Here is a 25868-nt window from a genome sequence, read left to right as displayed (position 1 = left end):
ATGAAGTACGACACGCTGATCCGCAACGCCCTGATCATTGATGGCAGTAACGCCCCCGGTTATCCCGCCGACGTGGCGATTCTGAACGGCCGCATCGCGCGCATCGGCGACTTGCACGATGCCAGTGCCACCGCAGAAATCGACGCCGCCGGTCGCGTGTTGGCGCCAGGTTTCATCGACGTGCACACCCACGATGACACCGTGGTGATCCGCCAGCCGCAGATGCTGCCCAAGCTCAGCCAGGGCGTGACCACGGTGATTGTCGGCAACTGCGGGATCAGCGCTTCGCCGGTGAGTTTGCGTAGCGATCCTCCCGACCCGATGAACTTGCTCGGCACCGCAGCTGCGTTCGTTTATCCGAGGTTCAGCGACTACCGCGCAGCCGTCGAAGCGGCGAACACCACGCTGAACGTCGCCGCACTGGTCGGTCACACCGCGTTGCGCAGCAACCACCTCGACGACTTGTTCCGCACTGCCACTGCAGATGAAATTTGCGCGATGCGCGAGCAACTACGTGAAAGTCTTGAGGCCGGTGCGTTGGGCTTATCCACCGGTCTGGCCTACGCCAGTGCCTTCTCGGCGTCCACCGATGAAGTGATGCAGCTGGCCGAAGAATTGAGCGCATTTGGAGCGGTCTACACCACCCATTTGCGCAGCGAATTCGAGCCGGTGCTGGAGGCCATGGATGAGGCATTCCAGATCGGTCGTCATGCGAAAACACCGGTGATCATTTCCCACCTCAAATGCGCCGGCGCCGGTAACTGGGGGCGTAGTCCGCAACTGTTGGCCTCCCTCGAGCACGCGGCGAAAACCCACCCGGTGGGTTGCGATTGTTATCCCTATGCGGCGAGCTCCTCGACCCTGGACCTCAAGCAAGTCACCGATGCTCATCGCATCACCATCACCTGGTCCACACCTCATCCGAATGTGTGCGGCCGCGACCTGATGGACATCGCTGCCGAGTGGGGCGTGCCGTTGCTCGAAGCCGCCCGCCGACTGCAACCGGCCGGCGCGGTGTATTACGGAATGGACGAGGCCGACGTACGAAGAATCCTCGCGCATCCGCTGTCCATGATCGGCTCTGACGGACTACCGGAAGACCCGTTTCCGCATCCACGCTTGTGGGGCGCATTCCCGCGTGTGCTCGGACATTTCAGTCGAGACGTGGGGCTGTTTCCGCTGCACACCGCCGTGCACAAAATGACCGGATTGTCGGCGGCGCGATTTGGCTTGAAGGGACGTGGCGAAATCCGTGAAGGGCATTGGGCCGATCTGGTGTTGTTCGATCCTGTGACGATACGCGACGTGGCAGATTTCAATGATCCGCAACGAGCGGCCGAAGGGATTGATGGGGTTTGGGTCAACGGTGTCTTGAGTTACAGCGAAGGTCGGGCAAATGGAAGAAGGGAAGGACGGTTTCTGGCGCGGGAAGGGGATTTGCGTGACGGGTTTCAGTAAACATTTCGAGTGCTGCGTCACAGTGATGGCATATTGAGACTAAAGAAAGCCATCGCCAAGCCGAAGCGCTGACATCTCGCCCGGCTACACTCTGGGCCTTATCAGTCTGGGAGCAACGCGATGAGCTTCGGCAAAACCACTCCGATCCTGCGGATTTTCGATGAAATCAAGGCCGTGGAGTTCTACGTCGACTTCCTGGGTTTCAACATCGACTGGCAGCATCGTTTCGAACCCAACTTTCCGTTGTACCTGCAGGTTTCCCGTGGCGAATGCGTGCTGCACTTGTCCGAGCATCACGGTGACAGCACGCCCGGCTCGGCGTTGCGGATCGAGACCGATGAACTTGAGGTATTCCAGCAGCAACTGCTGGCCAAGGAATATCCGTTCGCCCGCCCACACATCCAGGCCATGCCGTGGGGCAGCCAGGACATGACCGTGACCGACCCGTTCGGGAATCGGTTGGTGTTTACCAATGCGATTAGTGTGTAAGGCCGTTCGGCAGCTTTGATCGTTCCCACGCTCTGCGTGGGAATGCAGCCCGGGACGCTCCGCGTCCCATGCCGAAGCGGACGCAGAGCGTCCATTGAGGCATTCCCACGCGGGAGCGTGGGAACGATCAGGTGTGTTACACCCGAAAGTGACTGACCATCATCTGCAACTGATTACCCAACCGCGCCAGTTCAACACTGGACGCAGCGGTTTCGTCGCTGGCGGCGGCGGTCTGTTCGGACACGTCGCGCACGTTGATGATGCTGCGGCTGATCTCTTCGGCCACGGCGCTTTGCTGCTCGGCGGCGGCAGCGATCTGCTGGTTCATCGACTGGATGTTGGACACCGTGCGAGTGATGTTTTCCAGTGACACACCGGCCTTGCGGGTCAGCGCGACGCTGCTGTCGGTCAGGGCGCGGCTGTTGTTCATCACCGCAGACACTTGTTGAGTGCCGTTCTGCAAACCGGCCACCAGGCCTTCGATTTCTTCGGTGGACTTCTGAGTGCGCTGAGCCAGGCCACGGACTTCGTCGGCAACCACCGCAAAACCACGACCGGCTTCACCGGCACGGGCCGCCTCGATGGCAGCGTTGAGCGCCAGCAGGTTGGTCTGTTCGGCCACGGCCTTGATCACGTCCATGACGCTGCCGATCTTGTCGCTTTCCTGTTGCAGCACGCTCATGGCTTCGGTGGAGCGCGCCACTTCGGTGGCCAGACGTTCGATCTGGGCGATGGCTTCGTTGACCACCTTGTCGCCTTCGCGGGCTTCGCCGTCAGCAGCGGCCGCTGCTTGGGAGGCTTCTTCGGCGTTGCGCGCGACTTCCTGCACGGTGGCGGTCATCTCGTGCATGGCGGTGGCCACCTGATCGGTTTCGATCTTCTGGCTGTTAACACCGGCGCTGGTTTGCTCGGTCACGGCCGACAGTTCTTCGGCAGCGCTGGCGATCTGGGTGACGCCGTCGCGGATGCCGCTGATCAAGTCGCGCAGGGTCACGCCCATGCGCGCGATGCCTTGTTGCAGTACGCCGAGTTCATCGCGACGAGTCACTTTGACGTCCTGGGACAGGTCTCCGCTGGCGATGCGTTCAACCACAGCCAAGGTGTCACGCAGTGGGCCGGTAATCTGACGGGTGATGATCACGGCAGCAATGATGCCCACCAGCAATGCCAGCAGGGTACTGATCAGTTGCAGGGTGCGGGCCTGGGCGCTTTCGACGTCACGGCGGTCGAGCTGAATCTGATACAGCTGGTCGCTCAGGGTCACGATGGCGGCGCCCTGGTCTGTCATTTCCTTGCGCGCCTGCACCGCATCGGTGTTCGCCGCTTTATAAGCCTGCAAGGCGTTGCGGTAATGGGTCAGCGCGGTGTCCAGCTGACCCAGGGCGTCTTGCTGAGTGTCGGCAAAATGCACGTTGAGGGGTTTGAGGCTGGCGATGGCCACGTCCAGTTGGCCGACGGCTTTTTGCTCGGTCTCGGCGTTGGTGCTCGCGGTGTAGCCGCGCACTTCATAGCGGGCCAGCAAGAACGCTTCCTTGGCGGCGGTGATGGCCTGAAATTGTTCGAAGCGTTGGTCGCTCAGAGGCATTTGCTGTACGCGGGTGTTGATGGCGTTGATCAGCGTGTTGGCGGTGTCGGCGTTGGCACCCATGGCGTCGCGAGCACTGTTACCGGTGCGGTACGCGCTGCGCATTTTGTTCAGGGACGTCTTGTAGGCATCGATGACGGCGCCTTGCTCTTTGAGCAGCTTGATGTTGTCCGGGCTCTTGAATTTCACCAGCAGTGCTTGTTGCTGAGCGGAAAACGCGTCGAGCGTGGTCTGGACGTTCTGCGCGGCAGTTTCGTCGCCGTTGGTCAGCATGTATTGCAGGCGCACTACGCGCAGCTTGGTCAGTCCCGCATTGAGCTGGGTGATGTCGCTCATCCAGTTGCTGCGGTCAATCAACCCGCCCAAGCTCGTCCAGCCGGTCAGGGCGAGGACGCAGGTCAGTGCCAGGACCAGGCCGAACCCCAGGCCCAGCTTCATGTTCACGCTGATATTGCCGAACCAGCTATTCATCAAAAGTCCTCCAGGAACGTTGTGCGTCTTGATCGTCGGTTGGCTGGAAGATTGTTGTTTTTGGTCGCCAGCAAGGTGTGTAGCAGGACTGTATCGGCAGCCATTGCGAGAGCTGAATGGATTTTGCAGGACCGATGTGTAACAAGGCCTTTGTGTAGGTCTTAAGCTTTTTTTCACATGAGTTTCACCGGCTACCGACGCCAACCTCTTTACCCTCGCGCGATCGAATGAAAGTGATGCATGCCGGCGAGGCGGCTTGATGTGGAACTGAAACTGAATCTATTCGGGGTAAAACGCTCGATTGATCTGAACAGCTTTGCCCGCTATCGCAATGCAGCTGTCGTGTTCGCCTCGGCGCTGTTGGTGATTGGGCTGACAGTTTGGGTTTTGCATCCAGCCGCTGTACCGAACCTGGCCCACGGCAATGTGGCCGGCGCCCGGGCGTTGGCGGCCGGCTGGGACAAGGGCAACGTGATTGTGCTGGTGCGTCACGTCGAACGCTGCGATCATTCCAGCGCAGCCTGCCTGAGCGGTAACGATGGCATTACCGAACGCTCGCGCAGCGTCGCGGTGGATGTTGGTGCACAGTTCGAAAAACTGGGGCTGAACAAGGCCGACATCTATAACAGCCCCATGACCCGTACCGCGCAGACCGCCGGCTACATGTTCAACAAGGTCGGGGTCGGTGAACAATGGTTGATTAATTGTAAGGGCACCATGCTGCGCGACGCTCTGGCGCACAAGGTTGCCGGACGAAACCTGATTCTGGTGACCCACAGCGAATGCATGTCGCAACTTGAGAAAGACCTTGATTTGCCGGCCGCTACGCTGGGTTATGGCGCTTCCTTGTTCATTTCGACCGAAACGCCTCAGGCACCCCGCATGCTCGGTTTCATCGAAGCCTCGGACTGGGGCTCGATGACCACCCAATGAGTTTTTCCATCATCCCTCTGGATCAGGACGCACGATGCTGACTTCTTCCCGCTACCGCTTTTACTGGGTGAACTTTGGCATTCCGCTGGCCTGTGCGGTCGTGGTTTTCCTGCTGTTCGACCTGACCAAAATCGACATCGCTTTTAGTGATCTTTTTTATGACTCGGTCACGCAGACGTTTCCGCTGGATCATGTCCATCTGTTCGAAAAGATCACCCATAAATGGGCGCGGATCATCCCTAACTGGACCGGAGAGGTTGCGATCGCCGGCGCCTTGCTGTCGTTTCTCTGGCCGCGCCTGAAGGCCGAAAAGCATTCGAAAATCATCGCGTTCCTGGAAAAAATCAAGGCCGCACCGGTGCTTCGATTTGCCAGCAAGCACCGTCGGGACTTCCTCTACGTGGTGTTTGCGTTCTCCATCAGCACCGGCGTCATCCACTACCTCAAGGGCCACACCAGCGTGTACTGCCCGGTCGAAACGACCCAGTACGCGGGGAAAATCGAGCACAAGGAGTGGTACCAGAATTTTGATCTGCTGAAAGTCGCTGGGCCCGGTCGCTGCTGGCCGGGCGGCCATGCCTCGGGCGGTTTCACCATGCTGGCGCTGTACTTCGTGGCGCGTCGTTACCGCTGGCGCTATTCCAAAGCGGTGATGTACGGCTCGCTGCTGCTCGGTTTCGTCTACGGCACGACGCGGGTTCTGCAGGGCTGGCATTACATGTCTCACACCCTCTGGTCCGGAATCTTCGTGTGGCTGGCATGTCTGCTGACGGCGCTGGCGTTCTATGGGCGAGCGCGGCTGGAGCAACCGGTGCTCCAACAGGCTGCGCAACCCATCGCTGAAACGCTCATTGATTTACCAAATAAGCCAGACGGCCGCCCCGCATAACCTTCAGCACCTTCAAGGGCGGACCGGGTTCCGCTTCTGCGGCCATCACCGCCACGTTGCCAGGTCAAAAACGCCTTTGCTCAAGGTCGCGATGGCGATCCCGGCGACCCTGGCTTCGGTGGAACCTTGCAGTTGGTGGTTGCCCAGGGCGAAGAGAAACAGCAGAGCGGCAAGCCAGAAGCAGTGAAGAGGCGGCACGTGATATCGACTTCTGGCTACCGAACGAGGGGCACTTGAGCAATACGGGGTGAATACTGAACACGTTGTGAACGGCCTTCGAAGTATTACGAGAGACGTCTGGACCAACGTTGATCCGGTGCTTCAAAGCGATCATTGATCAACGCCGTCAACACATGATCCTGCCAGCGTCCGGCGATACTCAGGTAGGCCTTGGCGTATCCCTCACGTTCAAATCCCAGACGCTCCAGCAGCCGCGCACTGCGTTCATTGCCAGGGATGTAATTGGCCATGATCCGATGCAGTGTCTGCTCATCGAACATGTAGCCGATGCCCGCTTCCAGTGCTTCCTGCATCAAGCCCTGGCCCTGATGAGATTCGTCGATGTGGTAACCGAGATAGCAGGCCTGAAACGCCCCGCGAGTGATGCCGCTGAAGTTGCAGGCGCCGATCATGTGGCCGTTACCGGGATCCAGCAGCGCGAAATGCACCGCCAGGCCGGCCTGGAAAGCGCTGGCTTGCACCTCAAGGCGCGGGCGGATGTGTTCAGGGCTGTGGTAATCGGCGGGGCGAATCGGCGACCATCGGGCGAGATGCCTCTGGTTGCGCCGGTAGAAGTCGCTTTCCAGCGCTGCCTGTTCAGGGGCGAGCACCGCCAGCGTCAAGCGTTTACAGGGCAGGGACAACAGCGGCATAGGGCGCTCCGGTTCGCGGGGATCGTCGCGCAAGCATTACGTGGCCTGCGGAAAAACTCAAACCGCCAGCGGTAACGTCACGATAAAGGTGCTGCCCTTGGCGTCACCGTCGCTCTTGCCGATGACCGTGCCGCCATGGGCTTCGACCAGCTCGCGAACCACTGTCAGGCCAATACCAAGGCCCGCACCGTTGAAGCCGATCGCGTGAACGTCCTGCACAAACGGCTCGAAGATAAACGGCAGAGCCTTGGCGGAAATACCGATGCCGTCATCGCAGATGCTCATCTGCAGCACGTCGGTTTCAGCGGTGACCGACAGCGTGACATTGCCGCCCGATGGCGTGTATTTGGCCGCGTTGCCCAGCAGGTTCCCGAGAATCTGTGTGAGGCGCACCGGGTCACCCTCCACCGCCAACGCGCACTCGGGCAGTTCAGCGGTGAAGTGCAAATGGTGAGCAGTCATCACCGGGCTGCACACGTCGATGGCCTGATGGATGATCTGCACCATGTCCACGATGCGGCAATCGAGGCGCAACTTGCCGGTGCTGGCGCGGGAGACGTCGAGCAAATCGTCCACCAGTCGCGACATGTGTTGCACCTGGTTTTCGATCAGTGCCTGCATGCGCGGCAGTTCCTCGCTGGGAACGCGCACCAGTCGTCCGGCGATCATGCTGATGGGCGTCAGCGGATTGCGCAGTTCGTGAGCCACCAGGGTGAGGATGTTGCGTTGTTGTTCGAGGGTATGTTCGGCTGAGGCTTGCAGGTCTTGCGCGCTGAGGGCCGCGATCACCAATTGCGCGTTGGCTTCGCGCATTTCCAGGAACAGTCGTTGTTCTTCTTGCGTGCGTTTTGGTTTTTCTGCATCGGACTGCGCCAGCAAAATCGCCAGCACCAATTGCTGATTTGCCTCGATCAGTTGCTCGACCTGCTGGCTATCGACCAGCCGGGTGTTGGCTTCGCTCAATTCTTTTTGCAGCGCCGCCAGCACCGCCCGTGCCTCAACAGTTTTCTGGCCCAGCAGGAAAAGTTCGCGAGCGGCAGTGGCCTTCGCTTCTTCGTTCTTGCTATCGGCCGTGCTCATGACCTTGACTCACGCATTGTCGTTTCCAAGGGACCGTTGGGTTGGCCGACCCCCGAGCAAACCTTCCTGCTCCGGTAACATCTCGCCGATATGCAAACCGTTATTGTCGATGTGGTACAGGCGCAACTCATCGGAATGGGCGCTGGCCCGCACCTTGACCACGGCCATGATGCGCAGCAAACGGCTCTGCACTTCAATGTAGCGCTGAACAATGATTGCGTCGGTGAGAAATGCCGTGCCGTAAGGGCTGAAGCGCAGGTCGGTGTAGCGGTCTTCCAGCTCTGAGGTCATCAACACGCTGACCCCGGCGCTCGTCAAAGCAGTGACCATGCGCGACAGCGACTCGCGAAAGTCTTCGCGGAAGGTCGGTGCGAGCGCCAGTTCGAAACCTGACAGCGAATCGATGACCACGCGGGTCGCTTTCAATCGGGTGATTTCGCTCAACAGCAAATGCACGATTTCGTCGATGGACAGGTCCGGGGCGCGGCTGTCCACCAGACCGACCTGTCCGCTCTCGATCAGGCCCGAAAGGGTGGCGTTCTGGGAGTGATTAGGCCGTTGTTCAAACACCGCGATCACACCGGTTTCACCATTGCGCGCGCCCTCGGCGAGGAAGGTCCCCGCCAGAATGCTTTTACCCGAGCCCGACGGCCCGGCCACCAGCAAGGAATAACCACGGGGCAGGCCGCCGCCAAGCATCTCGTCGAGCTGCGGCACGCCCATTTTCAGGCGCTTGATGGGGAACTCCGGCGGAGCTTCAACCGTGTTGAGTGCCGCAGGCGCAAAGACCTTGATCCCCGACGTCGAGATGCGGAAGGTGTGCAGCCCTGGCAGCGTCGGCTGGCCGCGCATCTTCATGATTTCCATCTTGCGCACCATGGAGTTGCTCTGAACGCTCTGGCGCAGCCAGATCAGGCCGTCGGCCACGGTGAAAATCGGGTTGGTGTCGGTTTCGGTGAAATATTCGCCAATCAGGAAGGTCGTCGCCTGCCAGGAGGTCATCAACATGCCCAATTGCTGAACGAACTGCGGCAGGTTGTTGTTGGGGTTGTCCTGGGTCTGGCTGGCCAGCACCACCGAACGGAACGAGTCGACGAACACCAGTGACGGAGAGTGAGCCTCCACCTCGCTGACGATGCGCCGCAGCACTTCGTCCAGATTCCCGGCGAGGGTGTCGTCAGCCAGGTTGATGTAGCGGATCGACTGGTTGATCGCTTCGCTGTCGAAAAAATCGAATTGCTGCTGATAACGCAGCATCTTCAGCGGCGGCTCGCCCAGTACGGTAAAGAACAGCGCCGGGCGCTCAGGTGTCGCCAGGGCGAACATCATCTGATGCGCCAGGGTGGTTTTGCCACAGCCAGGCGGGCCGGCGATCAGGTTGAACGAAAACTCCGGCAATCCACCGCCCAGCACCTCGTCCAGTCCTGGCACGCCGGTGGCCAGACGGTTGATAGTCACTTTGGTGCTCATGGCGAAATTTCCTGCGAAGGGGTGTCGCTCAAAGAAGGTTCCCACATGTCACGAAGCAAACGTTCGGTGAGCGAGGGCCCGATGAGCGTGGTCAGCAGCTCGTAAAAGGTCGTCAGCAACACATCACCGAAAAACAACGCATCGGCGTCGCTTTGCTCAACGATTACGGACTTTAGGGCAGTCAGATCCATGCCGGACGGCACTCTGTCATAGGTGCGGGCCAGACGCGGATGAGTGGAGGCGCACAGGTGGAGGCTGCGGCGATAAAGCGCTGCAACCCCTTGGTGGCCGATTATGGGCGTGAGGGCTATATCCATATCCCGCAAGGTTGAAATGATCGCTTGGGCGATCCTTGCAATGTCAGCGTTGGGGCCAACACGGTGCGCCAGAGAAGCTACGATCTGGCGGCTCTCTTCGCTTAGCGTGGACATGGCTAACTGATATCTGATGGACAGGGCTTGATGGTACACCCTATGGGGCGTTGCGAGTGATTTGCGTCAGAGGATTGCGGGAGGGCCTGAACCCCGATGAAACAAAGCAGCAGGCAAAAAAAAGCCCGCGGGAGGGCGGGCAAACCATAGTTTCTTGAATGAGCGAGCGCAATGTACCCGTTGGTGAGAGGTTGTGGGGTGAAGAAAAATTCATGTCGATGAGTTCGCCGCTTCACGCTCTGAAACACGCCTAAGGCAAATGATCAGCCGCAAAGTCCGCTTCCGAGCGCGCCCGCAAACGGCCCTTGCGGCAGGCCTGCTGGAATTGTTCGAAGTCGCGCTCATTCTGCGCGGTGTAGCTTTGCGCGTACTTGAATAGCGCGTCGGCCAGCGCATCGCCCTTGCCGATGTAGCCACTGATCTGCGCGGCGTGGCCGGACGATTTGGCATGGGCGCGGGCCAGAGCGCGGCCACAAACGCGCCCGTAGGCGGCGAAGGTATCCGCGTCGAACGTCTCGAGTTCAGCCGAGACTTTCATGTCGCGCAACTGACGCACATAGAAGTGTCGACCGCTGGGACCGGTGGTCCAGCCGAGAAACAGGTCACTGGCCGCTTGCATTAGCCGCTGTCCATCGACCACGCGCTGACCGTTATGCCGCACACGCGACTTGGTCTTCACGTAATCGGCAAGCACCGAGCGACGTGCCTCCTTGAATTGCAGGAACAGCGGGTTTTCCTGGTCATCGGTCAACAGCGCGACCAGGCAACGAGTGCCGACACTGCCCACACCGACCACCTTGAACGCCATATCGTGGGCATGAAAACGCGACAACAGCTCGCGGCGGTCGGCTTGCAGCGTGCCGGGATAGTCGCGCATGAACGCGTCGTAAAGCGGCCGCCAGTCCGACAGGCGCAGCCAGTCGTCGTCGGCATCCAGCAGCGTGGTGTTTTTGTGCAAATGGAAAATTTCCGGCAGATCATCGCGAATGATCAGTCGGCCATGTGCGTCACGTTCACTTATTTTCGGCAGCAGTTCGGCATGGGTGCGGCGTTCGGCTTTTTCGATGGCGCGCTCTACATGCTCCAGGGTCGCTTTGCTCGCTTGCTGGCGCAGGTCGTTGTAACTGATGGATTCGTACCAGGTTTCCAAGGTGCTTTGTTCGGCGCACTCGCGCATGGTCTGTTGGTAGGCGCCGACCACCTGGCGGCAGACCGTTTCTTCGACCGTGTCGCCATGGCGCAGATCGCGCGCTGCCACCACGAAACTCGCCACCAGCCGTTTCAAGTCCCACTCCCAAGGCCCGGGATGGGCTTCGTCGAAATCGGCGACGCTGAACAGCAGATTGCGTTCCGGCGTTGCGAAACCACCGAAGTTCATCAGGTGACTGTCGCCGCAGATGGGTGAAACCAGGCCCATGCTGGGTGTTCCGGCCAAGTCGTGAGCTTGCAGTAGCGCATTGCCGCGATAGAAGGTGAACGGCGACACCAACATGCGCCCGTAGCGTAACTCGACCAGCGACTTGATCCGGCCTTCACTGGACGATTTGATCAGCGGCAGCGGGTCACGATTTATCTTCCCCATGGACGCCTGCGAATTGCGGGAGCAGTTCTTGCGAGCGTCCTTGCCTTGCTTCAAGCGGTCTTTGAGGGTGGTCATGGAGGCTCGTTTGGTGGGTGTTTTTCGGATGTTTCAGAGTTGAGTGTAGAAGGGCTTGGTGTCTTCATTCGAAGTGTTTGGGCTTTGAGCGTGAGGGCGAAAAAAGGCGGCTGCGATAGTCTCGTCAGCTGCCTTTTTTATTGGAGGGTGCAGCATCGACTTCCGATGCTCGTTTCGTTAGACCGCCGAAACTTGCATCTGCGCCGCCCAACCATGCGGCGACAGTGGCTCTGTGGCCGTTGGGTATTTTTGCATTGGTAGGGCTGGTCTCTTCGCGGACAAGCCTGCTTTCACAGGGGGGGGGCGGAGGGACATGGATTGTCAAACCCCAGATGCAGCGAAACCCGCACTGGGCGGGCTTCGTTGGTGTTTCAAATGGTGGAGCCGGGGGGATTTGAACCCCCGTCCGCCAGTACTCCGCTGTCGGTACTACATGCGTAGCCGTGTCTATTAAGTTAACCCTCAGCGACCCGACGGGCAGGGTGCTTTGGGCGAGTTGTGTAAGTTTTAGCCGCTTCGTCCACAACGTACTGCACGGCGATTCTGTTCTATATGACAATCACTTCGGGTTTACAGACATCCCCTGATGATTGCTGGACCCGAAGGTACCAGGAGGGAAGGGCTAAGGCTGCTTACGCAGCGAGAGCGTATTCCCCGTAGGTTTCGTCATTGGCAACTATAGAAAGTTGCAACAGTGGATTTACGAGTTCTGTTACCAACTCGGCATGCACCTAAAGTTTCGCAACCGGCGTCGAATCCTAAACGGCCCCGAGCCCATTGCTCGGTGAATCAAAGTGAGCAACAAGCCTGCGCAGTGTACGCCAACGCGGCTCAGAAGGCCAACCCGAAGGTTGGCCACCACAAATTACGGGGTAGGTTGGTTGCGCTGTTGGTCAGCGAGTGACATTGCCTGGGTGGCCTCGGTCACGCATTTTTTGTCGTCCCCGGAGGCTTGGGAAGCTTCGGCGCTGGACATTAGTCTTTTGATCTCCATTGTGGTGTTGCCGGAGGTCGCCGGCAGTGAATTCACTTTGCTTTTGAGCTCTTGCAGCTTGCTCGTACAAAGGTTGTTGTCCGCCGAAAATACGGGAGAGGCCAACATGGCAGCAGAAATGAACAGACCTGCGAGTGCGGTACGTTTCATGGATATCTCCTTGTAATGATGGTCTCGGTGCTGCCGTATGAGCGGGCGGCTCGGCCGAGGTCGGAACATAAGCCACGATTGATGGGGCCTACTTAAAAGACTACGGCGCTGCGCAGGAATTCGGTTTTTGCAAAAAAGGCTATGAAAAAACTGTTTGATAGAAACAATCGCAGTAAAAAGGGAGCGATTGCCTCTTTTCGCTGGTGGGCCTCGCTCCTTCTGCGGAGTTGGTACGAACCCCGGATGCAACAAAACCCGCACTTGGCGGGTTTTGGTTTGCTCGTATTGGGTGGTACCAGAGGGGGCAGAAGGCCAAGCCGAAGGTTGGCATTGTGCTGGGACTATTGTTTGCCGCCGTTACTTGACTTCTGAATGGCCTGAATAGTTTGGGTGGTCTCGGCGATGCAATCATCAGTCCCTTGCTTGGTTCCTTTTGCATGATCGGCTTTGGCTTGCTTGACGCTGTCCATGACCTGTTCAGTCATCTCAGGAGGAATCTGTGCCTTGGCATTATCGATGGTTTTCAGATTGACCGCGCAGAGGTCTTCGGCGGCAAACGAGGTGGACGCCATCAGCGAGGCAGTAACGAACAGACCTAACAGTACAGAACGTTTCATGTGTATCTCCTTGAACTGAGGGTCCAGGCATCGCTGGCCGTCAGGACGGGCTGCCGAGTTTGGGTAAGGCCCGGCGTGTACCGGGCTTAATCTGTGGACTACGGCGGCACGTCAGGGTTCTATTTTTCTTCAGCGCGCCCTCGCCTGAGTCACCCGATCCACGAGATAGACCAGCCCGTGGTAGTCGATGCCGCCGTGTTGCGTAAGACCTATCTCACAGGTGCGACTGGTAGAAATCCCTTCGCTGCACTGCTGCACCGCATCCTTGAGCGTGCGTAACGAATGTGCATTCAGTTCCGGCGTGGTGAAACCCTTATCCCCGGCAAAACCACAACAGTGGATGCCCTCGGGAATGACCACGTTGTTGCTGCATTTTCGCGCCAGATCGATCAGTGCCTGGCTCTCGCCAAGGTGCTGGGTGCTGCAGGTAACGTGCACCGCGATTGGCGCTTCCTGCGGCGTGAAATCCAGACGATCCATCAAATGCGTACGAATGAAACGCACCGGGTCGTACAGGTCCAGGCGAACATCGCCAAGGTCCTGGGCCAGGCGCAAGGTGCAGGGGCTGGTGTCGCAATAAATCGGATCAAGCCCACCGCGACTGGCGTGTAACAGTGCGCCGATCAGTTCCTGGCGTTTGTGTTCGGCCTGTTCGGCGTAGCCCTTGGAGGCGAACGGCTGACCACAGCAGAGGTTGTTCAGATTGTCCGGGAAGACCACTTGGTAACCGGCCTTTTCCAGCAGCCCCCGGGTTTTGTCGTACAGCGACATTTGCTCTTTATCACTCGCCGCCGGGCCCATTACCCGCGACACGCAGGCAGCCAGGTACACCACTCGAGGGCGTTCGTCCGACACGGTCGGGCTGAAGCGAATGGCTTTTTCCGGTTGCGGCATGGCGTTGGTCCATTGCGGGACCTGACCTTTGGATAAACGCGTTAACGCTGCCGAAAGCTTTGCCAATCGTGGCGCCCCCAACAGCATCCGCGCGCCGTTGGCCACGTGCAGGGTGAAACGTGCACCTTGCAGCGCAGTGGCGAAATTACCTTCCAGCCAATGGGCGGTTTTCGTATGAGTCGCCTGACGACTGCGGAGCTTTTTCACCAGCTCGCCGGTGTTGATGCCTACAGGGCAACGTTGCGCGCAGAGGCCGGTGGCGGCACAGGTTTCGATGCCTTGGTATTCGTAAGCGGCTTCGAGTTCAGTGGTGTCCACGCCTGCGCGTTTCTTCGCCTGAATATCACGCCAGATCACGATACGCTGGCGCGGGCTCAGTGTAAGTCCTTTCGACGGGCAGACCGGTTCGCAGAAACCGCACTCGATGCATTTATCCACAATCTCGTCGGCGGCCGGCAACGGCTTCAGGTGCTTGAGATGGATCTGCGGATCCTCGCTGAGCACCACGTCCGGGTTGAGAATGCCATGAGGGTCGAGCAAACGTTTGAGCTGCCACATTAACCGGTAGGCATCGCTGCCCCATTCCAGTTCGACAAAGGGCGCCATATTGCGACCGGTGCCGTGTTCAGCCTTTAGCGAACCACCAAACTCCACCGCCACCAACTGCGCGACGTCGTCCATGAACGCCTGATAGCGTGCGACTTCTTCAGGGTTGTTGAAGCCTTGGGTGAAGACAAAGTGCAGATTACCTTCCAGGGCGTGTCCGAAAAGAATCGCTTCGTCGTAGTGATGTTTGTCGAACAACTCGATCAGCCGATTCACGCCGATGGCCAGTTGTTCCACCGGAAAGGTCACGTCTTCGATGATCACCGTGGTGCCGGTTTTGCGCACGGCGCCGACGGCGGGGAAGGTGTCCTTGCGGATCGCCCAGAGCCGGGCGTTTTCCACCGGGTCTTCGGTGAAGTCGACTTGTTTTTCCACCGGAAACGAGGTCAACGACGCCATGATGTGCGCCAGGTGTTCCTGCAACAACGGGGATGATGCGGCGCGGGATTCGATCAGCAGGGCGCAGGCATTGTTCGACAGATGCTGTACGAAAGCCGGCATGCCGGGTTTGTCCTGCACCGAGCGCAGACTGCGGCGGTCCAGCAATTCCACGGCCGACACCGGTTGGCTTTTCAGCACGCTGACGGCGTTGCAGCAGGTTTCCACGTCCGCAAACACGATCAGCGCCGAGGCCTTGTTCGGGTGGTCGATAACTGTGTCGTAAGTCACCGCGCTAATGAACCCGAGGGTGCCTTCGGAGCCCACCAGCAGGTGGCTCAAGATATCCACAGGCTCGTCGAAATCTACCAGGGCGTTGAGTGACAGGCCGGTGGTATTTTTCAGACGGTATTTATGGCGAATTTTTGCAGCCAGTTCGGCATTGGCTCGGGTCTCGCGGCCTAAGGTCGCCAGGCGTTCAAGCAGCGAAGCGTGGCTCTCACGAAACGCTGCAACACTCGCCGCATCTTCGGTATCGAGACGGCTACCGTCGGCCAGCACCAGACGAATGCCAGCCAATGTGTGATAAGTGTTTTGCGCCGTGCCGCAGCACATGCCGCTGGCATTGTTGGCGACGATGCCGCCGATCTTGCAGGCATTGATCGAGGCCGGGTCCGGACCGATCTTGCGTCCGAACGGTGCCAGCCATGCGTTGGCTTGCGCGCCGATAACGCCCGGTTGCAGACGAATTTGCGTGCCTTGGCCACGGATCTCGCGACCGTTCCAGTTATCCCCAAGGACGATCAATACCGAATCGCTGATGGCCTGGCCGGACAGGCTGGTGCCGGCTGCGCGGAACGTTACCGGGACCTGATCCCGTTGCGCCAGGTTGAGCAGCGCAACCACTTCATCTTCCGACTCGACACGGATCACCAGTTTCGGAATCAGCCGGTAGAAACTGGCGTCGGTGCCGAAGGCCAGGGTCGAAAGGGGATCGTCGAAACGTCGCTCTGGGGGAATCAGTAGCTGCGCGTCTCTCAGAAAAGTTGCCGGTAGACTCATTGGTCCTCCAGGATCAGAACCACCAGGTCTTTCGGACCGTGCGCGCCGTAAGCCAGGACTTGCTCGATGTCAGCGGTTTTCGACGGGCCGGACACCAGCAGGGCGTTGGTCGGCAGGCCTTGGGCCCACTCGAATTCCTGCTGCACCTGATAGAAGTTGTCGCGAATTTCACTGGCCTTGAGCAGGGCGAAATGCACCGGGGGCACCAGGCTCATCAACCGCGGTTCTTCCCGCGTCGGCCAGAGAATAAGACTACCCGTGGCGGCGATTGCACCGAGGGTGGTAGTCAGGCTCGCCGGGGTGTCGTTGAACAGCTCGGCTTTCCATTCTTCAACTGGACGGTCGTAGGCTTTGAGCGTGGGCAGGTCAGGATTTTTCGCCCAATGCTGAGTGACACGTTGACCGTGAGGTGTAGTCGGTGCGATCAACAGGCTCGGTATCTGACGATCCCGCAGTAACTGGGCCAGCAACTCGAGCCAACCTTCGCCGGACGTCAGATGTATTTCGGTGTGCACCGCTTCCATCAGTTTGCGCAGTTGCGGGATGCGTTGCTCAGCGGTGTAGGTGTACGGCGCTGTCACCAGTTCGACGTCGAACTCGTCAGGCACCGGTGTGGTGCCGGTCAGACTGTTCCGCAACTTGGCGAGGATATTTTGCTTGGCGCTCATCAGCTATCTCCCTGTTTGGCCAGATGCTCGCGGGCCATGTCATGCAGTGAGCGGGCAGCGGGTTTGGGTGCGCTGTGGTTTTGCGTCCACGGGCCGACGTTGCTCGGCGTGAGTGAGCGCAAGCGAGTGGCGAAAAAGCCAAACAGGCGATACAGCTTCGACGAGCTGTTGAGTTTCGCCCAGGCGTTCCAGATAAACCGCTCTTTGCGCGAGTACTTGCTGCCCTGGCCGCGCATCACTTGATGAGGGCTGTCCGGGGCTTTGACGTTCTCTTCCCGTAGGCGTCGCAGCAACGCGGGAATAGGAATTTTTACCGGGCATACTTCACCGCACGCGCCACACAGCGACGAGGCGCTCGGGTGGTCCGGGACTTTCGCCAGGCCGACCATGTGCGGGGTGACGATTTTTCCGATAGGCCCAGGGTAAACCTCCCCATAGGCGTGGCCGCCGATTCGGGTGTAGACCGGGCAATGATTCATACAAGCGCCGCAGCGGATACAGTTCAGGGTCTGGCGCAATTCGCTGTCGGCGAAGGCCTGGCTGCGACCGTTGTCGAGCAATATCAGATGCACTTCCTGAGGACCGTCGAGCTCATGCTCTTTGCGCGGTCCGGAGATCATGTTGACGTAGGTGGTGATCGGAATCCCCAGGGCCGAACGAGTCAGCAGCGACAAGAGCGGCACCACGTCGCGCAGGTTTTCCACTACTTTTTCAATGCCGGTGACGGCGATGTGCACTGGCGGCACCGTGGTGGTCATGCGGCCATTGCCTTCGTTTTCCACCAGCAGCAGGGTGCCGGTTTCGGCTACGGCGAAGTTGACGCCGGAGACGCCGATGTCCGCTTCGAAGAATTTCTGCCGCAAGACTCTGCGACCGATTTGAATGAGTTGGTCAACGTCCTTGGTGTACTCCACGCCAAGTTTGTCGTGGAACAAGGACGCGACCTGACCGGCATTCTTGTGGATCGCCGGCATAATAATGTGTGAAGGCTTTTCGTGGTCGAGCTGGACGATGTATTCGCCCATGTCCGACTCCAGGCATTCAATGCCTTGAGCCTCGAGGACATGGTTCATTTCCATCTCTTCGCTGACCATCGATTTGCCCTTGATCACTTGCCGCCCCTCGTGAGCGCGGATGATCGAGAGGACGATGCCATTGGCCTCGTCCACCGTTTCCGCCCAGTGCACTGTCACACCGTTGCGGGTCAGGTTCTGTTCAAGCTGCTCGAGCAGGTCAGGCAACTTGGATAACGCACGGGCGCGGACAGCATTGCCCAGCGCGCGCAAATGTTCTCGCTCAAAGGCATCGCTGAAGGACGCTGCCCGTTTTGTCATCAGTGAATCCATCGCAGTGCGAAAGTTATTTCGCAGTTGCTTGTCACCCAACGCCTTGTGAGCCCGGGTGCGAAAATCTTCTTCTACGGCAATCGTAGGAATAATCGCGGAAGCGTTCATTGAACACCTCCGGTTCGCTGCCAAAGGAAACTGGCCAGATGTTGGCCGCGCAACGCTTCCTTCTGTTTCTCCAGCGAGCCGTTGATGTTCATCAGGCAGCCACAGTCGGCACTCAGTACCTTGTGCGCGCCGGATTCCTTCAACGACCGGGTCTTGTCAGCCACCATCGCGCCGGAAATGTCTGGCATACGGACGCTGAAAGTCCCACCGAAGCCACAGCATTCACTTTCATGGCTGTGGTCGACTCGCTCCACGTTGCTCAACTGCGCCAATAACTCACGGCCGTGCAGGTGGGTGTTCATCTCACGACGTGCCGAACACGAGGTGTGCAGCGCCACTTTCACAGGTGTGCCGCTGTCCTTGAGCTGCACCTTGCAGACAAACAACAGGAACTCGGCCAACTCGTAGGTCCGGGCGGCCAGCGCCTGAACCTGTTTCAGCGTTTGCGGCTCATCCTTGAACAAGTCGGCATAGTGTTCGCGCAACATGCCGGCACACGATCCTGACGGCACCACCACTGGATAGTCCCCGGCAAACAGCGCCAGTTGCGAGCGCGCCACAGTCCTTGCCTGCTCGGTGTAACCCGAGGTGTAAGCCGGTTGCCCGCAGCAGCTTTGCCCTTGCGGGTACTCGACACGAATGCCTTCGCGTTCCAGCAGATGAATCGCATCCATCCCGGCTTCCGGGTAGAACAAATCCACCACGCAGGTTCCGAACAGGTAGACCCGTGACGGTTTTTTGCTGGGGTATTGCCGAGGCTCGGGCAGTGGCGGGGCGACGCGGGTCGCATTCGGCACAGCGTTATAAAATTGCTCGCTCATCAGGCGGTCTCCGGGTGGTCCCGGTTATCCGTCCATTGAGGCTGCTGAATATAGAGACGCAAGCTTTCAGCAGCCTTACAGACCGGGTTGTGAATAGCTGACGCCAGAATCGTGATCCGGCGTCGGTTTTTTCCGTGCTGCTTGTAGTTCTTAGTGCACCAGCATGCCGGTGAACCAATAGGCCTGAGCCAGGGTGATCAGGCCGACGATCGTTGCAAAGAATAGGCTGTGCTTGAGGGTGAAGCGGAACAGGTCCGATTCCTTGCCCACCAGACCGGTCGCGGCGCAGGCCACGGCGATCGATTGCGGCGAAATCATCTTGCCGGTCACGCCGCCGCTGGTGTTCGCCGCTACCAGCAACACATCGCTCACGCCGATCTGATGTGCAGTGGTCGCTTGCAGTGAGCTGAACAGCGCGTTGGACGAGGTATCGGAACCGGTCAGGAACACGCCCAACCAACCAAGGAACGGCGAGAAGAACGGGAATGCTGCACCGGTGCCTGCCAGAACCAGCGCCATGGTCGATGACATGCCCGAGTAGTTAGTGACGAAGGCAAAAGCGAGCACCATACCGATGGACAGAATCGGCCAGCGCAGCTCGTAGAAGGTCTCTCTAAAAGTGGTCAGACCAATTTTGACATTGATCTTCAAGATCAGCATCGAGATCAGCGCGGAGAAGAAAATCGCCGTGCCGGTCGCGGAAATCGGGTCGAGTTTAAATACCGCCGGAATGGCGGTCGGGGCAGCCACGATCGGTGCGACCTTGATCACCATTTGGTCCAGGTGCGGGATCGCGAAGTTGAACACCCAGCTGTACATCGACCCGCCAGCGGCAAACATTGCCTTGAAGGGTTTCAGGGTCCAGATAGTGACCAGCACGGTGAGGATCAGGAACGGTGACCAGGCTTTGAGAATTTCACCGAGGCTGTAGGGTGAAGCCGCGGTGCTGCGCGGCTGACCGAAACCGCCGGCGCTGGCGCCGACCACGGAAGCCGAGACGGCGCCGGCGATGTGTTGACCTGCGGCGCGCTTTGGCTGCCAGACTTTCAGGAACAACGTCAGGGAAATCAGGCTGGCCAGGGCCGAGGTGATGTCCGGCAGTTCCGGTCCTATGAAGTTCGACGTGAAGTATTGGGTGACGGCAAAGCTCAAACCGGCCACCAGTGCTGCCGGCCAGGTTTCCCGCACGCCGCGCAGGCCATCCATCATGAACACCAGCCAGAACGGCACGAACAACGACAGCAGCGGCAGTTGACGGCCGGTCATGGCGCCGATCTTGAAGGCGTCGATTCCGGTCACTTGCCCGGCGACGATGATCGGAATCCCCAAGGCGCCGAAGGCAACCGGCGCGGTGTTGGCGATCAGGCACAGGCCCGCGGCGTAAAGCGGGTTAAAGCCCAGTCCTACAAGCAGTGCAGCAGTAATCGCGACCGGCGCACCGAAACCGGCTGCACCTTCCAGGAACGCACCGAAGCAGAAGCCGATCAGTAGCACTTGCAGGCGCTGGTCGTCGGTGATCGACAGCACCGAGCTGCGGATCACTTCGAACTGACCACTCTTGACGGTCAGTTTGTAGAGGAACACGGCCGCCACGATGATCCACGCAATCGGCCACAGACCGTAGGCGAAGCCATAGCCGGCGGCGGCGAAGGCCATGTCGACCGGCATCTGGAAGGCGAAGATAGCGACCGCAATGGACAAGGCCAGCGTGATGCTGCCGGCCACATGTCCTTTGAGCCGGAACACAGCCAATGCCAGGAAGAAAAACACGATGGGGATAACGGCCGCGAGTGCGGACACGCCGAGACTGCCGAGCGGGGAATAGAGCTGTTGCCAGGTTTGCATATGGGGTGGCCCCTAATTGTTGTTGGTCAGGCACTGGTCAGCGTTCTTGGATAATTGGTAATACCAATTTACAATCGCTGTTGGCTAGGGTAAAAGCCTTGTAGGCGGCGTGTCAATTTGCCGTCCTAAAACTTTTGTCGAATACGCGGTGCAGAGGTCATCTGGTCCGCTCGACAAAATGCCGTCTGGCAGGTGCTGGTGTAGCCCTGATAGGCCAGAATAGAGAGCCCGGCGAGTCGTCGGGATCGTGGAGAATTGAGTTATGGGGTTTGATCAGATTCGTCAGCGCCGTTTGTCTGACGATATTGTCGAGCAACTCGAGGGGATGATTCTCGAGGGCACGCTGAAGGCGGGTGAGCGCTTGCCGGCCGAACGTGCGTTGGCCGAGCAGTTCGGTGTGTCACGCCCTTCGTTGCGCGAAGCTATTCAGAAACTGGCGGCCAAGGGCTTGCTGGTCAGTCGCCAGGGTGGCGGCAATTACGTGGTGGAGTCGCTGGGGTCAACCTTCAGTGATCCGCTGCTGCATCTGCTGGAAAGCAACCCTGAAGCGCAGCGCGATCTGCTGGAGTTTCGCCACACGTTGGAAGCCTCCTGCGCCTATTACGCAGCGTTGCGTGCGACGGATGTTGATCGCGAACGGCTGACCGCGGCCTTCAACGAATTGCAGGACTGCTATACGCGTCATGACGAAGTGAGCCGTGCGGAAGAGGGCGCGGCGGATGCGAAATTCCATCTGGCGATTGCTGAAGCTAGCCACAACGCGGTGTTGCTGCACACCATTCGTGGGTTGTTCGACCTGCTCAAGCGCAACGTGGTGACCAATATCGGTGGGATGTACAAGCAGCGCACCGAAACCCGCGACATGCTGATCACCCAGCATCGTGAGTTGTACCTGGCGATTATCGAAGGAAGGGCAGAACAGGCACGAGAAGTTTCTAGTCGACACATTTTGTATGTACAGGAAGTGCTGGAAGAGGTGCGTCAGGAAGTGCAGCGCATGGCTCGGGCGGAGCGGCGCAAGGGGATGTAGTCAGTAGGTTTGATCGTTCCCACGCTCTGCGTGGGAATGCAGCAATGGACGCTCTGCGTCCGCTTTGTGACGCGGAGCGTCACGGGATGCATGCCCACGCAGAGCGTGGGAACGATCAGAAGGCGAACTCAAGGCAAAGAGTTAATCTTCCTTGCCCTTGTTTCGCACCGCACGCTGCAACTCGCGACTGGCGTCGCGTTCGCGTTCGGTATCACGCTTGTCGTATTCCTTCTTGCCCTTGCCCAGAGCGATCTCGCACTTGACCATGTGCTTGCTCCAGTACCAGGACAGGCACACACAGGCGTAACCTTTTTGCTGCACGGCAGTGGCCAGCTTTTCCAGCTCGCGCCGGTTGAGCAGCAATTTTCGGGTGCGGGTCGGATCAGCGATGACGTGGGTGCTGGCGGTCATCAGGGGCGTAATGTGGCTGCCGAGCAGCCAAGCTTCGCCATCCTTGAGCAGCACATAACTGTCAACCAGTTGTAGCTTGCTTGCCCGCAGACTTTTTACTTCCCAGCCGGCCAGGACCAGACCAGCCTCGAACTTATGCTCGATGAAGTAATCGTGTCGCGCCTTTTTATTTTGCGCGATGGTCCCTGTTGGGTGTTTCTTCTGTTTAGCCATAGGGGCGGCATTATAGGGAGTTGCAAGCAAGTCGGCTACGGTGTCGCTACGTGCTTGAGCAGGTTGATTGAATCCCGGACAATGCGGCCTCTTTTTTTGAACGCTTGGGCGTGATAACGATGTCGACAGACAAGGTTTCTGTCCACGGCAGTTGGGCTAGCCGCTGGGTCTTCATACTCGCCGCGACCGGTTCGGCCGTGGGCCTGGGTAGTATCTGGAAATTCCCGTACATGGTCGGTGTCTATGGCGGCGGGGCCTTTGTGCTGATGTTTCTGGCCTGTATCGCGCTGATCGGTGTGCCGGTGATGTTGGCCGAAACCCTGATCGGCCGTCGTGCCCGGCAGAGCCCGGCCAACGCTTTGAAGGTATTGGCGCTGGAAGCCGGGCATTCGGCGAAGTGGTCCTGGGGCGCATTTGCCGGGATGGTCACGGCGTTGCTGATCCTGTCCTTCTATAGTGTGGTCGGCGGCTGGTCGCTGGATTACATCATCGACATGGGCCGTGGTGACTTTCAGGGTGTAACGCCTGATCAGGTCGGCGCCTACTTTGGCAACGTTATCTCTGACCCATGGCGCCTGACACTTTGGCACACGATTTTCATGCTGCTGTCGGCAGTGGTCATCGCCAAGGGCGTGGTCGCCGGCCTGGAACGTAGCCTGCGGATCATGATGCCGCTTCTCTTTGTGATGATTCTTGTGCTGCTGGGCTACAGCATGACCACCGGCCATTTCATGGAAGGTGTGCATTTTATGTTCGACTTCCACCCGGAAAAAGTACTCGACGGCTTGCTGCCCGCCATGGGCCACGCTTTTTTCTCCCTGAGCGTGGGTGTCGGCTCGATCATGATCTACGGCGCCTACATGCCGAAGAACTCGTCGATTTCCGGCACCATCGTCGGCGTGGCACTGCTCGATACCTTCGTTTCCCTGGTGGCGGGTCTGGCATTGTTTCCGATTGTGTTTGCCGCAGGCCTGAACCCGAGCGAAGGTCCTGGCCTGATGTTCGTCAGCCTGCCCTTTGCGTTTGGTAACGTAGCGTTCGGCCAGTTGATGGGCGTAGTGTTCTTCGTGCTGGTAGCGATTGCCGCCTGGAGTTCGGCGATTTCCCTGCTCGAACCCATGGTGGCTTACCTGGTTGAACGCACGAAAGTCAGCCGCGCGTGGGTCACCTTCGGGCTGGCCTTCACCTGCTGGTTCGTCGGTCTGGGCACGGTGTTCTCCTTCAATATCTGGAAGGACGCCAAATTTTTCGTGAACGAAGGCAGTTTGTTCCACCTCTATCAATGGGGTGCGGCGGGCGGAATGGATTTCTTTGGTGTGATCGATTTCTTCACCTCGCGGATCATGTTGCCACTCGGTGGTTTGTGTTTCGTGGTGTTTGCAGGCTGGGTGATGGGCCGTGAAGCGGTACGCGACGAGTTGTCGATCCGCAGCCCGGTATTGTTCGCCCTGTCCCTGTTCTTGATGCGCTATGTGGCGCCCATCGGCATTCTCGTAGTGTTTGCCGCCCAGCTGTGGAAGTGACGCTGACATGACGACACACATTCAACGTTCGGCCTTGCTGCCGTACCCGGCGCAAGCGCTGTATGACTTGGTCAACGACGTGGCGCGTTATCCGGAATTCCTGCCGTGGTGCTCGTCAGCCGAAGTGCTGGAAAGCTCTTGTGAGCATATGCGCGCGAGCGTGGGTGTGGCCAAGGGTGGCCTCAGTCAGCATTTCGTGACTCGAAATACCTTGGTGCCCGGACATTCGATTGAGATGAACCTCGAGAAGGGTCCGTTCAACCAGTTGCATGGCGTCTGGGTGTTCAAATCATTGGGGGAGAAGGCCTGCAAGATCAGCTTGGACCTGTCGTTTGATTACGCCGGGCCGATTGTTCGCGCTACCTTGGGGCCGTTGTTCAACCAGGCGGCCAATACGCTGGTGGATGCCTTCTGCCAGCGCGCAAAACAGATGCATGGTTGAGGCCGTGATCGACGTCGAGGTGGTCTATGCCGCCATTGATCGTCAGGTGCTCCAGTCGCTGACGGTGCCGGCAGGAACGACCGTGCGGGCGGCTTTGCTGATGTCAGGTGTCGGCGAGGCGTTTGCGGAGCTGGATCTGGCCGATTGCCCGGTAGGGATCTTCGGCAAAGTGGTCGCAGATCCGGACAGTCGTCCTGTCCAGGCGGGTGATCGCATCGAAATATACCGGCCATTGCTGGCTGATCCGAAAGAGGTTCGCCGGTTGCGTGCTGCCAAAGCTGCTGAGGCCAAAACCCGGAATCAGTGATTCGCTCAAATGCAGGGCAATAAAAAACCCGGACATGCCGGGTTTTTTATTGCGTCGCAAATTATTGCGGCGAAGTTTCCAGAGGTTCTGGAGTCGGGACTGGAACGGTTTCTACACCGTCGACGTCCTTCTGGATCTGATCCAGCAATGAACCTGGCTTAACCGGTTTTTCCGGTTTCGGCTTCTCGGCGTTTTCTGCTGGCGCAGCAACTGCAGTGCCGCTGTCCTTGCCGAGAATGGCTTCGTCCCGGCTCACGCCCGGCATGAAATCACCAGAGAGGCTGACAAGTTGGTCATTAGGGTTGAAGATAACGCTAATGCGTTCCTGTTGGCGTTCACCACCACCTGGTTGCAGGCTATACAAGTAATCCCAGCGATCGGCATGGAACGTGTCAGTCAGCAGAGGGTTGCCCATGATAAACCGTACTTGCCGACGGGTCATTCCCGGGCGTAACTGGTCTATCATGTCCTGCGTGACGACATTGCCCTGCTGGATGTCGATTTTGTAAACCCCGGGGAATGAACAACCGGCGAGTGCGAGCAGTCCCACAAAGGTGAAACTGGTTAGCAAGAGCTTGGTGTTTTGCATCGGTGGGCGACTTCCACTATCTTGGCTGGGACAACGTAAACGCCGATCATACCCGCATTAAGAGAAGCTGCGAAGCAGCATCGCGAGAAAGCTGACCATGGTTGAAAATAGCGAACTACGCAAAGCCGGCCTCAAAGTGACCCTTCCACGGGTCAAAATTCTGCAAATGCTCGATTCCGCCGAGCAACGCCACATGAGTGCCGAGGATGTCTACAAGGCGCTGATGGAGGCTGGTGAGGACGTCGGTCTGGCCACGGTTTACCGTGTTCTGACTCAGTTCGAGGCAGCTGGCCTTGTGGTGCGGCACAACTTCGACGGGGGCCATGCGGTCTTCGAGCTGGACGACGGCAAGCATCACGACCATATGGTCAACGTCGAGACCAGTGAAGTGATCGAATTCTTCGACGAAGAAATCGAGCGTCTGCAGAAGGCAATCGTCGACAAGTATGGCTTCGAGATGGTTGATCACAACCTTGTACTGTACGTGCGCAAGAAAAAGTAAGCATGTCGCGCGAACGTAAGGTTCGCG

General features: G+C 58.7%; 25 protein-coding genes, 1 other RNA gene and 1 pseudogene. 9 read left to right on the top strand and 18 right to left on the bottom strand.

Annotated elements, in window-relative coordinates; genetic code table 11:
• On the top strand, positions 1-1458 hold the full coding sequence (locus ACYZT0_RS21990; RefSeq protein ID WP_462042974.1) for an N-acyl-D-amino-acid deacylase family protein: 1458 nt from the start codon (positions 1-3) through the stop codon (positions 1456-1458).
• A 120-nt stretch (positions 1459-1578) separates the two neighbouring features.
• Complete coding sequence (locus ACYZT0_RS21985) at positions 1579-1947, top strand: glyoxalase superfamily protein (protein WP_462042973.1); 369 nt, start codon at positions 1579-1581, stop codon at positions 1945-1947.
• Positions 1948-2083: 136 nt separating this feature from the next.
• Here ACYZT0_RS21985 and ACYZT0_RS21980 read toward each other — a convergent pair whose 3' ends face one another.
• Together ACYZT0_RS21980 and ACYZT0_RS21975 are read right to left on the bottom strand one after the other, a co-directional pair.
• Positions 2084-2788 carry a methyl-accepting chemotaxis protein gene (locus tag ACYZT0_RS21980; protein WP_415760824.1) on the bottom strand — a complete coding sequence of 235 codons (705 nt, stop codon included), beginning with the start codon at positions 2786-2788 and terminating at the stop codon, positions 2084-2086.
• 201 nt (positions 2789-2989) lie between these two features.
• A pseudogene (locus tag ACYZT0_RS21975) lies at positions 2990-3868 on the bottom strand (methyl-accepting chemotaxis protein); the annotation flags it as partial.
• Between the two features lie 396 nt (positions 3869-4264).
• On the opposite strand from ACYZT0_RS21975, the gene pmrG reads away from it, so the two are divergent.
• Complete coding sequence (gene pmrG / locus ACYZT0_RS21970; protein ID WP_462042972.1) at positions 4265-4936, top strand: lipopolysaccharide core heptose(II)-phosphate phosphatase PmrG; 672 nt, start codon at positions 4265-4267, stop codon at positions 4934-4936.
• Positions 4937-4970: 34 nt separating this feature from the next.
• Positions 4971-5825, top strand: a complete 855-nt coding sequence (locus tag ACYZT0_RS21965) for a phosphatase PAP2 family protein (protein WP_462042971.1) — start codon at positions 4971-4973, stop codon at positions 5823-5825.
• Between the two features lie 45 nt (positions 5826-5870).
• Here the strand turns inward: ACYZT0_RS21965 and ACYZT0_RS21960 are convergent, their stop codons facing one another.
• The 14 genes from ACYZT0_RS21960 to ACYZT0_RS21895 all read right to left on the bottom strand — a co-directional run bounded on the left by ACYZT0_RS21960 (position 5871) and on the right by ACYZT0_RS21895 (position 20824).
• The gene (locus ACYZT0_RS21960; protein ID WP_462046660.1) at positions 5871-6023 is read right to left on the bottom strand and encodes a hypothetical protein; all 153 of its coding nucleotides are present in this window, start codon (positions 6021-6023) and stop codon (positions 5871-5873) included.
• An 86-nt stretch (positions 6024-6109) separates the two neighbouring features.
• Entirely contained in the window at positions 6110-6697 is a 588-nt protein-coding gene (rimJ, locus tag ACYZT0_RS21955; protein WP_462042970.1) for a ribosomal protein S5-alanine N-acetyltransferase, read from the bottom strand.
• Positions 6698-6754: 57 nt separating this feature from the next.
• The gene (locus ACYZT0_RS21950; protein ID WP_462042969.1) at positions 6755-7777 is read right to left on the bottom strand and encodes a sensor histidine kinase; all 1023 of its coding nucleotides are present in this window, start codon (positions 7775-7777) and stop codon (positions 6755-6757) included.
• Between the two features lie 9 nt (positions 7778-7786).
• A complete protein-coding gene (locus ACYZT0_RS21945) occupies positions 7787-9247 on the bottom strand; it encodes an ATPase domain-containing protein (RefSeq protein WP_462042968.1) in 1461 nt (486 codons plus the stop codon).
• Positions 9244-9678 (bottom strand): hypothetical protein, encoded by a 435-nt coding sequence (locus tag ACYZT0_RS21940; RefSeq protein WP_462042967.1) that lies wholly within the window; start codon positions 9676-9678, stop codon positions 9244-9246. The genes ACYZT0_RS21945 and ACYZT0_RS21940 overlap by 4 nt, the downstream gene beginning before the upstream one ends.
• A 250-nt stretch (positions 9679-9928) precedes the next feature.
• Positions 9929-11335: a DUF2252 domain-containing protein gene (locus ACYZT0_RS21935; protein WP_462042966.1), complete on the bottom strand. Its 1407-nt coding sequence runs from the start codon at positions 11333-11335 to the stop codon at positions 9929-9931.
• Between the two features lie 376 nt (positions 11336-11711).
• Positions 11712-12105: a transfer-messenger RNA gene (ssrA, locus tag ACYZT0_RS21930) on the bottom strand.
• Positions 12106-12200: 95 nt separating this feature from the next.
• Positions 12201-12479, bottom strand: coding sequence for a hypothetical protein (locus ACYZT0_RS21925; RefSeq protein WP_449643144.1), 279 nt, complete (start codon positions 12477-12479; stop codon positions 12201-12203).
• Between the two features lie 341 nt (positions 12480-12820).
• Positions 12821-13096 (bottom strand): hypothetical protein, encoded by a 276-nt coding sequence (locus ACYZT0_RS21920; RefSeq protein ID WP_462042964.1) that lies wholly within the window; start codon positions 13094-13096, stop codon positions 12821-12823.
• A gap of 129 nt (positions 13097-13225) precedes the next feature.
• The gene (locus ACYZT0_RS21915) at positions 13226-16036 is read right to left on the bottom strand and encodes an FAD-binding and (Fe-S)-binding domain-containing protein (RefSeq protein WP_462042963.1); all 2811 of its coding nucleotides are present in this window, start codon (positions 16034-16036) and stop codon (positions 13226-13228) included.
• Positions 16033-16704, bottom strand: coding sequence for a LutC/YkgG family protein (locus ACYZT0_RS21910; protein ID WP_462042962.1), 672 nt, complete (start codon positions 16702-16704; stop codon positions 16033-16035). Before ACYZT0_RS21910 ends, ACYZT0_RS21915 begins: the two co-directional genes overlap by 4 nt.
• Positions 16704-18158 (bottom strand): LutB/LldF family L-lactate oxidation iron-sulfur protein, encoded by a 1455-nt coding sequence (locus tag ACYZT0_RS21905; RefSeq protein WP_462042961.1) that lies wholly within the window; start codon positions 18156-18158, stop codon positions 16704-16706. Before ACYZT0_RS21905 ends, ACYZT0_RS21910 begins: the two co-directional genes overlap by 1 nt.
• Positions 18155-18979, bottom strand: a complete 825-nt coding sequence (locus ACYZT0_RS21900) for a (Fe-S)-binding protein (RefSeq protein ID WP_462042960.1) — start codon at positions 18977-18979, stop codon at positions 18155-18157. The genes ACYZT0_RS21905 and ACYZT0_RS21900 overlap by 4 nt, the downstream gene beginning before the upstream one ends.
• A 150-nt stretch (positions 18980-19129) precedes the next feature.
• Positions 19130-20824 (bottom strand): lactate permease LctP family transporter, encoded by a 1695-nt coding sequence (locus ACYZT0_RS21895; protein ID WP_462042959.1) that lies wholly within the window; start codon positions 20822-20824, stop codon positions 19130-19132.
• Positions 20825-21086: 262 nt separating this feature from the next.
• On the opposite strand from ACYZT0_RS21895, the gene ACYZT0_RS21890 reads away from it, so the two are divergent.
• The gene (locus ACYZT0_RS21890) at positions 21087-21854 is read left to right on the top strand and encodes a GntR family transcriptional regulator (RefSeq protein WP_149630764.1); all 768 of its coding nucleotides are present in this window, start codon (positions 21087-21089) and stop codon (positions 21852-21854) included.
• Between the two features lie 141 nt (positions 21855-21995).
• On the opposite strand, the gene smpB is transcribed toward ACYZT0_RS21890, so the two are convergent.
• The gene (gene smpB / locus ACYZT0_RS21885; protein ID WP_462042958.1) at positions 21996-22478 is read right to left on the bottom strand and encodes an SsrA-binding protein SmpB; all 483 of its coding nucleotides are present in this window, start codon (positions 22476-22478) and stop codon (positions 21996-21998) included.
• Between the two features lie 119 nt (positions 22479-22597).
• Between smpB and ACYZT0_RS21880 the strand changes: the two genes are divergently transcribed.
• Genes ACYZT0_RS21880 through ACYZT0_RS21870 form a run of 3 tightly spaced genes read left to right on the top strand, consistent with a single transcriptional unit; the run spans position 22598 to position 24750 of the window.
• Positions 22598-24001 (top strand): sodium-dependent transporter, encoded by a 1404-nt coding sequence (locus tag ACYZT0_RS21880; protein WP_462042957.1) that lies wholly within the window; start codon positions 22598-22600, stop codon positions 23999-24001.
• A gap of 7 nt (positions 24002-24008) precedes the next feature.
• Positions 24009-24443 carry a type II toxin-antitoxin system RatA family toxin gene (locus ACYZT0_RS21875; protein WP_462042956.1) on the top strand — a complete coding sequence of 145 codons (435 nt, stop codon included), beginning with the start codon at positions 24009-24011 and terminating at the stop codon, positions 24441-24443.
• Complete coding sequence (locus tag ACYZT0_RS21870) at positions 24436-24750, top strand: RnfH family protein (RefSeq protein WP_462042955.1); 315 nt, start codon at positions 24436-24438, stop codon at positions 24748-24750. Before ACYZT0_RS21875 ends, ACYZT0_RS21870 begins: the two co-directional genes overlap by 8 nt.
• A 61-nt stretch (positions 24751-24811) precedes the next feature.
• Here the strand turns inward: ACYZT0_RS21870 and ACYZT0_RS21865 are convergent, their stop codons facing one another.
• Positions 24812-25339, bottom strand: coding sequence for an outer membrane protein assembly factor BamE (locus ACYZT0_RS21865; protein ID WP_462042954.1), 528 nt, complete (start codon positions 25337-25339; stop codon positions 24812-24814).
• 97 nt (positions 25340-25436) lie between these two features.
• Between ACYZT0_RS21865 and fur the strand changes: the two genes are divergently transcribed.
• The gene (gene fur, locus ACYZT0_RS21860; protein ID WP_003197684.1) at positions 25437-25841 is read left to right on the top strand and encodes a ferric iron uptake transcriptional regulator; all 405 of its coding nucleotides are present in this window, start codon (positions 25437-25439) and stop codon (positions 25839-25841) included.
• Positions 25842-25868: the final 27 nt, after the last annotated feature.

The organism is Pseudomonas sp. ZS1P83 (assembly GCF_054897825.1).
Note: the sequence above shows the minus strand (reverse complement) of the source record. Positions and strands in the feature narration are given on the sequence as shown.